The following is a 12,871-nucleotide window of genomic DNA, read 5'->3' as shown; positions in this document are numbered from 1 at the left end:
TGACACTCTTTTAATCGCCCATTCCGGTGAGACTAAGGACGATTTAGAGAGAAGACTCCCTCATAGGGAGCAAGCGGAACATATACGGGCGATACGGTCGCGCCATGCCTGCCGTGCCCGCCGCCGCGCCCGCCGTGCCCGCTTCCTCCGCTTCCCCTGCCTCTGCCTCTGCTGCCGCGCTCGCCGTGCCCCTGTCCGGCTGGGGCCGCACCGCTCCCACGGCCGCCCGGCTGGTGCGCCCGCGCTCCCGCGAGGAGGCCGTGGCCGCGCTGCGCGCCTGCGGGGAGCGCGGCGGCATCGCGCGCGGGCTCGGCCGCGCCTACGGGGACGCCGCGCAGAACGCGGGCGGCGCCGTGCTCGACATGACGGGCCTGGACCGGGTGCACACCATCGACGCCGACACGGGCACCGTCGTGTGCGACGCGGGCGTCTCGCTGCACCACCTGATGGAAGTCCTGCTGCCGCTCGGCTGGTTCGTACCGGTGACGCCCGGCACCCGCTACGTCACGGTCGGCGGGGCGATCGGCGCCGACATCCACGGCAAGAACCACCACGTCTCGGGCTCGTTCTCCCGCCACGTACGCTCCTTCGACCTGCTCACGGCCGACGGCACGGTCCGCGCGGTGAAGCCGGGCAGCAAGCTCTTCAACGCCACGGCGGGCGGCATGGGCCTGACCGGCGTCATCCTCAAGGCGAAGCTGCGCTGTCTGCCGGTGGAGACCTCCTTCATGTCCGTGGACACCGAACGGGCCACGGACCTGGACGACTTGATGGCCCGCCTCACCGCGACCGACCACCGCTACCGCTACTCCGTGGCGTGGATCGACCTCCTCGCGCGCGGCGCCGCGACGGGCCGCGCCGTCCTCACGCGCGGCGACCACGCCCCCTTGGACGCCCTTTCCGAGCGCGCCCGCAGGGACCCGCTGGCCTTCCGGCCGCGGCGGCTTCCCGCCGCCCCCGCCTTCCTGCCCGAGGGCCTGCTGCACCGCACGACCGTCGGCCTCTTCAACGAGCTCTGGTACCGCAAGGCGCCGCGCTCCCGCACCGCCGAGATCCAGCGCGTCTCGTCCTTCTTCCACCCCCTGGACGGCGTCCCCCACTGGAACCGCGTGTACGGCAAGGGCGGCTTCCTCCAGTACCAGTTCGTCGTCGGCCACGGCCAGGAGGAGACGCTGCGGCGCGTCGTGCGGCGCATCGCCCGGCACCGCTGCCCGTCCTTCCTCGCCGTACTCAAACGCTTCGGCGACGCCGACCCCGGCTGGCTCTCCTTCCCCGTGCCGGGCTGGACCCTGGCCCTGGACATCCCGGCGCACCTGCCCGGCCTCGCCCGGCTCCTGGACGGCCTGGACGAGGAGGTCGCCGCCGCGGGCGGCCGCGTCTACCTGGCCAAGGACTCCCGCATGCGCCCCGACGTCCTGACCGCGATGTACCCCCAGCTCCCCGCCTTCCGGGCGCTGCGCGCGGAGCTGGACCCCGGCAACGTCTTCCGCTCGGACCTGTCCCGCCGCCTGGATCTCTAGCCGTACCGGGGATCTTTCAGCCCGTCCGGCGATTGAGGACGAGGCGCGAAGCGCCGATAACGGGGTCCAGGGGCGGAGCCCCTGGCATCGGGAAGGGGCGGGCCTGGGGCGCACCCGCGAGGGCCCACCCGCACGCACCCCACTCAAGGAGAGCCATGAAAGACGCCTTCGGCACCCCCCAGTCCCTCCTGGTCCTGGGCGGCTCATCGGAGATCGCCCAGGCCACGGCCCACCGCCTGGTGACCCGCCGCACCCGCGACATCTGGCTGGCGGGCCGCCCGTCGCCCGCCCTGGAGCGCTCCGCGCAGGCCCTGCGCGACCGGGGCGCCGACACCAGGACCGTGCCCTTCGACGCCCTGGACCCCGAGTCCCACGAGACCGCCCTCGGCAAGGTCTTCGCGGAGGGCGACATCGACATGGTCCTGCTGGCCTTCGGCACGCTCGGCGACCAGGCCCGCGACGAGGCCGACCCCGTCGCCGCGACCCGCGTGGCCCAGACGAACTACACCGGCGCGGTCTCCGCGGGCCTGGTCTGCGCCCGCGCCCTCCAGGCCCAGGGCCACGGCTCGCTCGTCGTGCTCTCCTCCGTCGCGGCCGAACGCGCCCGCCGCTCGAACTTCATCTACGGCTCCAGCAAGGCGGGCCTCGACGCCTTCGCCCAGGGCCTGGGTGACGCGTTGCACGGCACCGGCGTGCACGTGATGGTCGTGCGCCCCGGCTTCGTGCGGTCGAGGATGACGGCGGGCCTGGCGGAGGCCCCCCTCGCGACGACGCCGCAGGCCGTGGCCGTGGCCATCGAGGCGGGCCTGCGCCGCCGCGCGGAGACGGTGTGGGTCCCCGGGAAGCTGCGCCTGGTGATGTCGGCCCTGCGGCACGTGCCGCGGCCGGTGTTCCGCCGCCTGCCGGTGTGAGCGGTGCGGCCGGTACGAGCGGGGTGACCGGTGCGGCCGACGCGGCCGGGGTGACCGGTGCGGGCGCGGCGGGTCAGCGGGCGGGCAGGGTGTCCCGGGCCGCGGCCTGCGGCGGCACCGTGGACCCGCCGAAGGTGAACTCGCGCAGCTTGCGCCACACCCCGTCGGCCCCCTGCTCGTACAGCGCGAAGCCGGTGCACGGCCACTGGGCCTCGTAGTCGGCGAGCTCCTCGTACGCCCGGTCCATGGCCTCTTCGGCGATGCCGTGCGCCACGGTGACGTGCGGGTGGTACGGGAACTGCAGTTCGCGCGCGAGCGGCCCGGACGTGGCGCGGACCCGCTCCTGGAGCCAGGAGCAGGCGGAGCCGCCCTCCACGACCTGGACGAAGACGACGGGCGAGAGGGGCCGGAACGTGCCGGTGCCGGAGAGCCGCATCGGGAACGGCCTGCCCGCCGCCGCCACCGACACGAGGTGGTGCTCCACCGCGGGCAGCGCCGCGGCGGCCACCTCGGTGGGCGGCAGCAGCGTGACGTGCGTGGGGATGCCGTGCGCGGCGGGGTCACCGAAGCCCGCACGCAGCTCCTGGAGCAGGCTGCCGTGTGGCTCCGGGACCGCGATCGACACACCGATCGTTACGGTCCCCACGTCGTACTCCTGTCGTCGTGTGGTGGGCAGGGGGGTGCCGCCGTGCCGTGGAACGGCGGCCGTGCTGCTCGGCCTGTGCTCGGGTGGAGCTCAGTGCTTGGCGGGCAGGAAGCCCACCTTGTCGTACGCCTGGGCGAGGGTCTCCGCCGCGACGGCGCGCGCCTTCTCCGCTCCCTTGGCCAGGATCGAGTCGAGCGTCTCCGGGTCGTCCAGGAACGCCTGGGTCCGGTCCCGGAAGGGGGTGACGAACTCGACCATGGCCTCGGCGAGGTCGGTCTTGAGCGCACCGTAGCCCTTGCCGGCGTACTTCTGCTCCAGTTCCGGGATACCGGTACCGGTGAGCGTGGAGTAAATGGTGAGGAGGTTGCTGACGCCCGGCTTCTGCTCCGTGTCGTACCTGATCACCGTGTCGGTGTCGGTGACCGCGCTCTTGACCTTCTTCGCGGTGGCCTTCGGCTCGTCGAGGAGGTTGATCAGGCCCTTCGGGGTGGACGCCGACTTGCTCATCTTGATCGTCGGGTCCTGCAGGTCGTAGATCTTCGCCGTCTCCTTGAGGATGTACGGCTTGGGGACCGTGAAGGTCGCGCCGAAGCGGCCGTTGAAGCGCTCGGCCAGGTCGCGGGTGAGCTCGATGTGCTGGCGCTGGTCCTCGCCGACCGGGACCTCGTGGGCCTGGTAGAGCAGGATGTCCGCGACCTGGAGGACCGGGTACGTGAACAGGCCGACGGAGGCCCGGTCCGCGCCCTGCCTGGCCGACTTGTCCTTGAACTGCGTCATGCGGGAGGCCTCGCCGAAGCCCGTCAGACAGTTCATGACCCAGGCGAGCTGGGCGTGCTCGGGCACGTGGCTCTGCACGAACAGGGTGCAGCGCTCCGGGTCGAGACCGGCGGCGAGCAGCTGGGCGGCGGCGAGCCGGGTGTTCGCGCGCAGCTCGGCCGGGTCCTGCGGGACCGTGATCGCGTGCAGGTCCACGACCATGTAGAACGCGTCGTGGGACTCCTGGAGGGCCACCCACTGGCGGACCGCGCCCAGGTAGTTCCCGAGGTGGAACGAGCCTGCGGTGGGCTGGATCCCGGAGAGCACACGCGGACGATGGTGCATGGCGGAGCCATTCCCCTGAGGGTGGTGGTGGGTGACGGGCGGGCGTTCAGAGGCCATGCCCAGCATTCTCTCAGGTGCCGCCCGTTGGTCGGGAACTGGTACGCGGCGGGCCGGTCCTCTCGGTACGCTGCGTGCGGCCGCACCAGGCTGGGCAGGAGGGCGCCATGCGCCGGTCGGCCCCGGCGAGCAGGACCGTGAGATCCGCCTCACGTCACAGATCGTGGCCGAGTACGTGGTCTCGCGCGGCCGTCTGCTCCTGGTCGTGCTGCGGATCTTCGACGACGCCGGCATCCTGCTCGTCGAGGACTGACCCGGCGGGCGTCAGCCGGTCGGCAGCCCCGGCGCGGGGAACGCGGACATCAGCTCGGCCACCTCGCCGCGGATCTTCGCCAGCGCGTCCTCGTCCCCGGCCCGCGCCGCCTGAACGCCTCGGTCCACCCACTCCGCGACGGCCGCCATGTGCTCCACGCCGAGCCCGCGGGACGTCAGGGAGGGGGTCCCGATCCGCACCCCGGAGGGGTCGAAGGGCTTCCGGGTGTCGAAGGGCACCGTGTTGTAGTTGACGACGATCCCGGCCCGGTCGAGGGCCTTCGCCGCCACCTTGCCCGGCACGTCCTTGGGGGTGAGGTCCATCAGGATCAGATGGTTGTCCGTACCGCCGGAGACGAGGTCGAAGCCACGGGCGAGCAGCGCCTCGGCGAGGGCCTTGGCGTTGGCGACGACGGCGTGGGCGTAGTCGCGGAAGGACGGCTGCGCGGCCTCGTGCAGGGCGACGGCGATCGCGGCGGTGGTCTGGTTGTGGGGCCCGCCCTGGAGCCCGGGGAAGACGGCCTTGTCGATGGCCTTGGCGTGCTCCTCGCGGGCGAGCAGCATCGCCCCGCGCGGCCCGCGCAGCGTCTTGTGCGTGGTCGTGGAGACCACGTCGGCGTACGGGACGGGCGAGGGGTGGGCGCCGCCCGCGACGAGCCCGGCGATGTGCGCGATGTCGGCGACGAGCACGGCCCCGGCCTCGCGGGCGATCTCGGCGAAGGCGGCGAAGTCGATGGTGCGGGGCAGCGCGGTACCGCCGCAGAAGATCAGCTTGGGCCGTTCCTTGAGGGCGAGTTCGCGGACGGCGTCGAGGTCGATGTGCCCGGTGTCCTCGCGGACGCCGTACTGCACCCCGCGGAACCAGCGGCCGGTGGCGGAGACGCCCCAGCCGTGGGTGAGGTGGCCGCCCATCGGCAGGGCCATGCCCATGACGGTGTCGCCGGGCTCGGCGAAGGCGAGGTAGACGGCGAGGTTGGCCGGGGAGCCGGAGTAGGGCTGGACGTTGGCGTGCTCGGCGGCGAAGACGGCCTTGGCGCGGGCGACGGCGAGGCGCTCGACCTGGTCGATGTTCTGCTGGCCCTCGTAGTAGCGGCGGCCGGGATAGCCCTCGCTGTACTTGTTCTGGAGCACGGTGCCGGAGGCTTCGAGGACGGCGGCGGAGACGTAGTTCTCGCTGGGGATGAGGCGCAGGGTGTCGGCCTGGAGCTGTTCCTCGGCGGTGACGAGGGCGGCGAGCTCGGGGTCGGCGGCGGTGAGCGCGGGGTGCTGCGACGCGGGAGAAGGGGAAGGAGAAGGGTGACTCATGGCGTCCTCCGGGGCGAGCGGTGTTGGTGTCCGGTCGTGGTCCCGGGGTGCCCAGGCGTTCGGCACCTCGAAGGTTCTGCCTCGCGCGGCTTCCTCAGGGTCGATTCCCTGTGCGCCAGTCGCCGCGCTGTGGAAACCAGCGTAACGGTCAGGCCACCGTGTCAGGGTTCGCGTTCGGAGCGAGCGACGATAGGTATTGGGCCACGAACCCGCTCTGTCCCCTACGACAACGCGAGAGCCTCCTTGCGCCGTTAGTAGCCGTAGGAATCGCACGACGACGTGCGAACGTGAGAAACGGAGACCCCGTGACTGCTACGGAAGACCTCATCGCCTCGGCCGAAGCGCACAGCGCGCACAACTACCACCCCCTGCCCGTCGTCGTCGCGTCGGCGCGGGGCGCGTGGATGACGGACGTCGAGGGCCGCCGGTACCTCGACATGCTCGCCGGCTATTCGGCACTCAACTTCGGCCACGGCAATCCGCGCCTCATCGAGGCCGCCACGGAGCAGCTGGGGCGGGTGACACTGACGTCACGCGCGTTCCACCACGACCGTTTCGCGGAGTTCTGCGCCCGGCTCGCCCGGCTGTGCGGCAAGGAGATGGTGCTGCCGATGAACACGGGCGCGGAGGCCGTGGAGACGGCGGTGAAGACCGCGCGGAAGTGGGGCTACCGCGTCAAGGGCGTGCCCGGGGGCCGCGCCCGGATCGTGGTGGCGGCGAACAACTTCCACGGCCGGACGACGACGATCGTCAGCTTCTCCACGGACCCCGAGGCCCGGGCGGACTACGGCCCGTACACGCCGGGCTTCGACATCGTGCCGTTCGGTGATCTGGGGGCGCTGCGGGACGCCGTCACCGAGGACACGGTGGCGGTGCTCATCGAGCCGGTCCAGGGCGAGGCGGGCGTGCTCGTGCCGCCGCCCGGCTATCTCCCGGGGGTGCGGGAGCTGACGCGCGAGCGCGGGGTGCTGTTCGTGGCGGACGAGATCCAGTCGGGTCTCGGCCGCACGGGGCGGACGTTCGCGTGCGAGCACGAGGACGTGGTGCCGGACGTGTATCTGCTGGGCAAGGCGCTGGGCGGCGGCGTGGTGCCGGTGTCGGCGGTGGTGGCGGACGCGGACGTGCTCGGGGTGTTCCGGCCGGGTGAGCACGGCTCGACGTTCGGCGGCAATCCGCTGGCGTGCGCGGTGGGTCTGGAGGTCGTCGCGATGCTGGAGACGGGCGAGTTCCAGCAGCGGGCGACGGAGCTCGGCGAGCATCTGCACGCGGAACTGGGGCTGCTCGCGGGCTCCGGGAAGGTGGTGGAGGTGCGTGGGCGCGGCCTGTGGGCGGGTGTCGACATCGACCCGTCGCACGGCACGGGCCGGGAGATCTCCGAGAAGCTGATGGAACGCGGTGTCCTGGTGAAGGACACCCACGGCTCGACGATCCGGATCGCTCCCCCACTGGTGATCAGCAAGGAGGACCTGGACTGGGGGCTCGACCAGCTCAGGGCGGTGCTGGGCTAGCCGCAGGCGACGGGGGGCGGTTCCGCCGCCCCCCGTGCGCGGGCCGCGTCGGCGGCGCTGTCGGGGGCGGGGTCGCGTGCGCTGTCGCAGGCGGTGCGGAAGGCGGTGCGGAGGGCGCTGTCGAACGCCTCGGTGCCGAGGGCGGTGCGGCCGCGGGCCGTGGCCCGGTCGACGTCGGCGCGCTCGGCCTCCGGCAGCGGGGTGCCCTCGGCGGCGCGGAGCGCGGCGGCCCGGCCGAGGAGCCCGGCGGCTTCCGGGTGGGCGCCGGCGAGGGAGCGGGCGCCCGCGAGGCCTTCGAGGGCGAGGGCGACGGCGCGGTTGTCGCCGGTGGCGCGGGCGGCGTCGAGGCCCTCGCGGTGGAGGTGCTCGGCGCGGGCGGCGTCGCCGCGCTGTTCGGCGGCGTAGCCGAGTTGGGCGAGGATCAGGGCGGCGCCGGAGCTGATGCCGAAGCGGCGGTTGAAGTCGAGCCAGGGCAGCAGGAGGCGTTCGGCGGTGTCCAGGTCGCCGCGGCGGCGGGCGCCGAGGGCGAGACCGGTCTCGGCGAACTGCTGGGCGGGCCGGTGGGACTGGCGGGCGGCGAGCCGGGCGGCGCGTTCGTGGTGGGCGGTGGCGCGGGCGTCGTCACCGGTGAGCAGGGCGAGGCGGCCGAGCCGGGAGAGGCGGAAGGAAACCTCGGTCCAGAGTTCGAGTTCCTCGGCGCCGCGGGCGCCCTCGTGCTGGAGCCGGGCGGCCTCGTCGTAGTCGGCGGTGATCTCGGCGAGCACGCCGAGCTGCTCGGAGGACTGCAACTGCCCCCAGCGGTCGCCGAGTCGGGCGAAGAGGTCGGCGGCGCGGGTCGCGTCGCGGCGCAGCACCGCGAGGTCGCCCGCGTACAGGGCGCGGGTGGCGCGGGTGCTGAGCGCGGCGGCCTCGCCCCAGCGGTCGCCCGCAGTGCGGAACTCGGTGAGCAGCGCGTCGACGCGCCGTCCCTCCTCCGGAGTGCGGTCGAAGCCGCAGCGGGCGAGGGCGAGCAGCCAGCGGGAGCGGGCGTCGGCGCCGTCGGTGCCGTGGGCACAGCTGGAGCCGTGCGCGCAGGCGTCCTCCCCCGCGAGGAGCGAGAAGGCGCCGCGCGCGGCGGCGGCGGAGGCCCGCGCGGCCCCGGGCCCGGCGGGCAGGCTCAGGGCGACGGCGAGCGAGCGGATGGCCTCGGTGAGACGGCCGCGCAGATACCAGTACCAGGTCAGGGCGTTGACGAGGCGCAGCGCGAGCGCGGTGTCGGCCTCGGCGGCGGCCCGGTCGAGGGCGGCGCGCAGATTGACCGTCTCGGCGTCGAGGCGGCGCAGCCAGTGCCGCTGGTCGGGGCCGTGCAGGGCCGGGGCGGCGCGTTCGGCGAGGTCGGCGTAGTGGTGGGCGTGGCGCAGGGCCAGGTCCTTCGACTCGCCCGCCTCGGCGAGACGTTCGAGGCTGTACGCGGCGACGGACTCGAGGAGACGGTGCCGGACGGGGCCACCGGCGTCGGGGCCGGGGCCCGCGGTCGCGAGCAGGGAGCGGTCGAGGAGCCGGGCGACGAGGTCGAGCACGAAGCCGCCCCCGACCTCCGGGTCGCCCCCGGCCCCCAGGGCACCCCCGGCCTCCGGGCCACCCCAGGCCGTCAGGCCGCCCCAGGTCTGCGGCTCGGGCGCGGCCTCCAGGGCGGCTGCGGCCCGCGGCTCGGGCCCGGGCCGTGCCCCGGTCCCGGTCAGGACGGCTTCCGCGCTCTCCAGGGTGAAACCGCCCCGGAAGACGGCCAGTTGGCGCAGGGCGCGGCGCTCCGGGGCGGAGAGCAGGTCCCAGCTCCAGTCGATCATCGCGCGCAGGGTGCGCTGGCGGGCCGGGGCGTCGCGGCGTACCTGGTTGAGGAGGCGGAAGCGGTCGTGCAGACGGTCGGCGAGGGCGTGTACGCCGAGGGCGCGGACTCGGGTCGCGGCGAGTTCCACGGCGAGGGGGATGCCGTCGAGGCGGCGGCAGATGAGGGCGACGGCCGCGCGGTTGCCGTCGTCCAGGACGAAGCCGGGGGCGGTGGCCGCGGCCCGCTCGGCGAACAGACGCACCGCCTCGTCCTCCCCCAGGGGCGCGACGGCCTCCAGGGTTTCGCCGGTGAGCGCGAGGGGTTCCTGGCTGGTGGTGAGGGTGCGGAGGTGCGGGGCGTGGCGCAGGAGGTGGGCGACGAGGTCGGCGGCGGCGTCGAGGACGTGCTCGCAGTTGTCGAGGATGAGCAGCGCGTGGCGGGCGGCGAGGGCCCGGGTGAGATGCGCCAGCCGGGGGTTGCCCGGGGCCGGCCCTGCGCCCGGCCCCGGCCCCGAGCCCGTGCCCGCGTGTGCGGCCGCGCCCGAGGCCGAGCCCGCGTGCGAACCCGGGGCCGAGGCCGCGCTCGCGCGTGCGTCCGCCTTTGAAAGTGAGGCCGCGTCCGGCCCTTCCGGCTCCCCCTCGAACGCCCGGCGGGCGGCGTTGTCCTCGCGGACTCCCAGTGCCGCAGCGACCGCCTCCAGGACTCCGTCCCCGGTCGTTCCGGCCAGTTCGACCAGCCAGACGCCGTCGGGGAAGTCGTCCACGAGGTCTGCGGCGGCCTCCAGGGCGAGGCGGGTCTTGCCGACGCCGCCGGGGCCGGTGAGGGTCACCAGGCGGTCGCGGCGCACCAGTTGGCGGACGCGGTCCACGGCGTCGGCGCGGCCCACGAGGTGCGTGGTGGGGGCGGGGAGGTTGGTGCGCGGGGGCGCCACGACGGGGGCCGGGGCGGCGGGCGGAGTGGGGGCCGGGGCCGGGGCGGTGGGCGGGGACGCGAGGGCCGGGTCCTGGCGCAGGATCGCCCCGTACAGGGCGGCGAGTTCGGGCCCCGGGTCGGTGCCGAGGTCGTCGGCGAGGCGGGTGCGCAGGTCCTGGTACGCGGCCAGGGCCTCGCTCGGGCGGCCCGCGCGGTAGAGGGCGCGCATGTGGGCCGCGCGCAACCGTTCGCGCAGCGGTTCCCTGGCCACCGGATCGGCGAGGTCGTCGGCCAGCAGGGCGTGTTCGCCGAGCGCGAGGCGGGCCTCCGCCAGGGTCTCCTGGGCGGTGAGCCGCTGCTCCTCCAGGCGGGCGGCGGCGGCCCGGGCGAAGTCCGCGTCGCGGAAGTCGGCGTAGGCGGGGCCGCGCCAGAGGGCCAGGGCGTCGGTCAGGAGTGCCGCCCGGCCGCGGGGGCCGGTGTCCGTGCTGTACGCCCGTGCCGTCAGGGACTCGAAGCGGGCCGCGTCCGTGGCGCCCCCGGCCAGGCTCAGCCGGTAGCCCGCGGGGCCGTACGCCACGGTGTCGCGGCCGATGGCCCGGCGGAGCTGGGAGACCTTGGTCTGGAGGGAGTTGGCGGGGTTGGCCGGGAGCTTCCCGGCGCCCCACAGGTCCTCTACGAGGGTGTCCGCGGGGACGGGGTGCCCCGTGCGGGCGAGCAGGGCGGCGAGGAGGGCCCGTACCTTCGGTTCCGGCACCGGTATGAGGGTGCCGTCGTCGGTACGCACCGCCAGGGGCCCCAGCACCTCGAATCGCATGCGCTCACGGTACGTGGGCCCTGCCGGGGGGGGCTCCCCAAACCCGCCCCTTCCCGAAACCAGGGGCTCCGCCCCCCGGCCCCCGTAAATCGGCGCTCCGCGCCTCGTCCTCAAACGCCGGACGGGCTGGGTGTTCTCCGGTACGGGCCGACGGCCGCACGGGGAAGGCCCCCGGGGAAAGGCCCGTGCGTGGGCCGTCAGTGGTTCGTGCGCGGCCGCAGGCACGGTGAGGCACGTGAACAGGGCAGCCGCCCCGGACACCCCACCCGCCTCCACCGAAGGAGCCCGCCATGCCCACGTCCAAGGAAATCCGTCTCGCCGCCCGCCCGCAGGGCACCCCCCGCGCCACCGACTTCGCCCTCGCCACCACCGAACTCCCCGACACCGCCCCGGAGGGCCAACTGCTTGTCCGGAACCTGTGGATGTCCGTGGACCCGTACATGCGCGGCCGGATGGACGACGAGCCGTCGTACATCCCGCCGTTCGAGCTCGGCGCCCCGCTGGAGGGGAGCGCGGTCGGTGAGGTCGTGGCGTCGGGGTCGCCGGACGTCCCGGTCGGCGCGACGGTCACGCACTTCGCCGGCTGGCGGGAGTACGCCCTCGTCGACGCGGCCGCCGCGACGGTGGTCGACACCGCGCTCGCCCCGCCGTCGGCGTACCTGGGGGCGCTGGGCGCGACCGGCCTGACGGCGTACGCGGCGCTGACGCGCACCGCCCCGGTACACGAGGGCGACGTCGTGTTCGTGTCGGCCGCCGCCGGGGCGGTGGGCAGCGTGGCGGGCCAGGTGGCCCGGGCGCTCGGCGCGTCCCGGGTGATCGGTTCGGCGGGCGGGCCGGAGAAGACGAAGAAGCTCCTGGACACCTTCGGGTTCGACGCCGCGATCGACTACCGGCAGGGCGGGCTGCCCGAGCAGCTGGCCGAGGCCGCCCCGGACGGCATCGACGTGTACGTCGACAACGTGGGCGGCGACCACCTCCAGGCCGCGATCGGGGCCATCCGCAGGGAGGGCCGCATCGCGATGGTCGGCGCGATCAGCACGTACAACGACACGGACCCGGCGGCGGGCCCGAACAACCTCTTCCAGGCCGCGAAGCAGGAGGCGTCCCTCCGCGGCATGCTCGTGACCAGCCACTTCGACCTGTTCCCGGAGTGGGTGGGGAAGGCGGCCGCGATGCTCGCGGACGGGTCGCTGCGGACCGAGCGGACCGTCGCGGACGGGATCGAGCGGGCGCCCGAGGCGTTCCTCGGCGTGCTGCGCGGCGCCAACACCGGCAAGATGCTGGTCCGCCTCGCCGCCGGGGCCGAGTGATGGCCGCGGTGCTCGTCGTCACCGGGCATCCGCGCGCCGGCTCGCTCACCGCCGGGCTCGCCCGCCACGCCCGGGACCGCCTCACCGCCGGGGGCCACACCGTGGACCTCCTCGATCTGGAGGCGGAGGGCTTCGACCCCCGGATGACGCCCGAGGACGAGCCCGACTGGGGCGACCCGCGCAAGACGTACTCGCCCGAAGTGCGGGCCCATATGCGGCGAGTGGCGGCAGCAGACGCGATCGTGGTCGTCTTCCCGGTGTGGTGGTTCGGCCTTCCGGCGCTGCTCAAGGGGTGGATCGACCGGGTGTGGAACCACGGTTTCGCGTACGGTCGGCGCCGGGGCGAGAGCCCGCTCGCGCGGACGCGGATGCTGTGGCTCGGCCTGACGGCGTACGGGCGGGCGGCGTTCGCGGACGCGGGCTGGGAGGGGACGGTGACGCACGTGCTGCGCACGGGGATCTCCGAGTACTGCGGGATCACGCCGGAGCGGTCGTCGGTACGGTACGTGTACGACTCGCTGACGGCGGGAGCGGGCGCGTTCGAGGTCCTGGACTCGGCGCTGGACGAACTCCTCCCGAAAGTTCCGGCGGAAGCGGACGGCATCCTCCCGAAAGCCCCGGCGGAAGCCGACGAGCCCCTCCCGCAGGACGCGGCGGAACCGGACGGGCTCTTCCCGGCCCGGAAGCCCACCGCCCGCAACGCGTGACGGGCGTCACACCCGAGATCG

General features: G+C 74.4%; 9 protein-coding genes and 1 riboswitch. Of the genes, 5 read left to right on the top strand and 4 right to left on the bottom strand.

Features of this window, described 5'->3' with window-relative positions; genetic code table 11:
* Positions 1-104 precede the first annotated feature (104 nt).
* Entirely contained in the window at positions 105-1,520 is a 1,416-nt protein-coding gene (locus C9F11_RS25500) for an FAD-binding oxidoreductase (RefSeq protein ID WP_138961430.1), read from the top strand.
* 155 nt (positions 1,521-1,675) lie between these two features.
* On the top strand, positions 1,676-2,431 hold the full coding sequence (locus C9F11_RS25495; RefSeq protein ID WP_138961429.1) for a decaprenylphospho-beta-D-erythro-pentofuranosid-2-ulose 2-reductase: 756 nt from the start codon (positions 1,676-1,678) through the stop codon (positions 2,429-2,431).
* A gap of 73 nt (positions 2,432-2,504) precedes the next feature.
* Here the strand turns inward: C9F11_RS25495 and C9F11_RS25490 are convergent, their stop codons facing one another.
* The 3 genes from C9F11_RS25490 to glyA all read right to left on the bottom strand — a co-directional run bounded on the left by C9F11_RS25490 (position 2,505) and on the right by glyA (position 5,792).
* Entirely contained in the window at positions 2,505-3,077 is a 573-nt protein-coding gene (locus tag C9F11_RS25490) for a 2'-5' RNA ligase family protein (RefSeq protein ID WP_138961428.1), read from the bottom strand.
* A gap of 90 nt (positions 3,078-3,167) precedes the next feature.
* Positions 3,168-4,178, bottom strand: a complete 1,011-nt coding sequence (gene trpS, locus C9F11_RS25485) for a tryptophan--tRNA ligase (protein WP_138961427.1) — start codon at positions 4,176-4,178, stop codon at positions 3,168-3,170.
* Between the two features lie 321 nt (positions 4,179-4,499).
* Positions 4,500-5,792, bottom strand: a complete 1,293-nt coding sequence (glyA, locus tag C9F11_RS25475; protein WP_138961425.1) for a serine hydroxymethyltransferase — start codon at positions 5,790-5,792, stop codon at positions 4,500-4,502.
* A gap of 42 nt (positions 5,793-5,834) precedes the next feature.
* A riboswitch (ZMP/ZTP riboswitch) is annotated at positions 5,835-5,925 on the bottom strand.
* Positions 5,926-6,097: 172 nt separating this feature from the next.
* Here glyA and rocD point away from each other — a divergent pair.
* Positions 6,098-7,300, top strand: coding sequence for an ornithine--oxo-acid transaminase (gene rocD / locus C9F11_RS25470; RefSeq protein ID WP_138961424.1), 1,203 nt, complete (start codon positions 6,098-6,100; stop codon positions 7,298-7,300).
* Here the strand turns inward: rocD and C9F11_RS48800 are convergent.
* On the bottom strand, positions 7,297-10,833 hold the full coding sequence (locus C9F11_RS48800) for a BTAD domain-containing putative transcriptional regulator (RefSeq protein WP_249401885.1): 3,537 nt from the start codon (positions 10,831-10,833) through the stop codon (positions 7,297-7,299). The genes rocD and C9F11_RS48800 overlap by 4 nt on opposite strands.
* A gap of 290 nt (positions 10,834-11,123) precedes the next feature.
* On the opposite strand from C9F11_RS48800, the gene C9F11_RS25460 reads away from it, so the two are divergent.
* The gene (locus C9F11_RS25460; RefSeq protein WP_138961423.1) at positions 11,124-12,143 is read left to right on the top strand and encodes an NADP-dependent oxidoreductase; all 1,020 of its coding nucleotides are present in this window, start codon (positions 11,124-11,126) and stop codon (positions 12,141-12,143) included.
* Positions 12,143-12,850: an NAD(P)H oxidoreductase gene (locus tag C9F11_RS25455; RefSeq protein ID WP_138961422.1), complete on the top strand. Its 708-nt coding sequence runs from the start codon at positions 12,143-12,145 to the stop codon at positions 12,848-12,850. The genes C9F11_RS25460 and C9F11_RS25455 overlap by 1 nt, the downstream gene beginning before the upstream one ends.
* The last annotated feature ends 21 nt before the right edge of the window (positions 12,851-12,871 follow it).

The sequence above is a fragment of the Streptomyces sp. YIM 121038 genome (assembly GCF_006088715.1).
GTDB lineage: Bacteria > Actinomycetota > Actinomycetes > Streptomycetales > Streptomycetaceae > Streptomyces.
The sequence above is the reverse complement of the archived record's forward strand: the minus strand, read 5'-3'. Positions and strand labels throughout refer to the sequence as shown.

Coding starts and splice junctions, on each gene's coding strand:
- C9F11_RS25500 (WP_138961430.1), top strand. CDS start 105: ATGCCTGCCGTGCCCGCCGCCGCGCCCGCCGTGCCCGCTTCCTCCGCT.
- C9F11_RS25495 (WP_138961429.1), top strand. CDS start 1,676: ATGAAAGACGCCTTCGGCACCCCCCAGTCCCTCCTGGTCCTGGGCGGC.
- trpS (WP_138961427.1), bottom strand. CDS start 4,178: ATGCACCATCGTCCGCGTGTGCTCTCCGGGATCCAGCCCACCGCAGGC.
- glyA (WP_138961425.1), bottom strand. CDS start 5,792: ATGAGTCACCCTTCTCCTTCCCCTTCTCCCGCGTCGCAGCACCCCGCG.
- C9F11_RS48800 (WP_249401885.1), bottom strand. CDS start 10,833: ATGCGATTCGAGGTGCTGGGGCCCCTGGCGGTGCGTACCGACGACGGC.
- C9F11_RS25460 (WP_138961423.1), top strand. CDS start 11,124: ATGCCCACGTCCAAGGAAATCCGTCTCGCCGCCCGCCCGCAGGGCACC.
- C9F11_RS25455 (WP_138961422.1), top strand. CDS start 12,143: ATGGCCGCGGTGCTCGTCGTCACCGGGCATCCGCGCGCCGGCTCGCTC.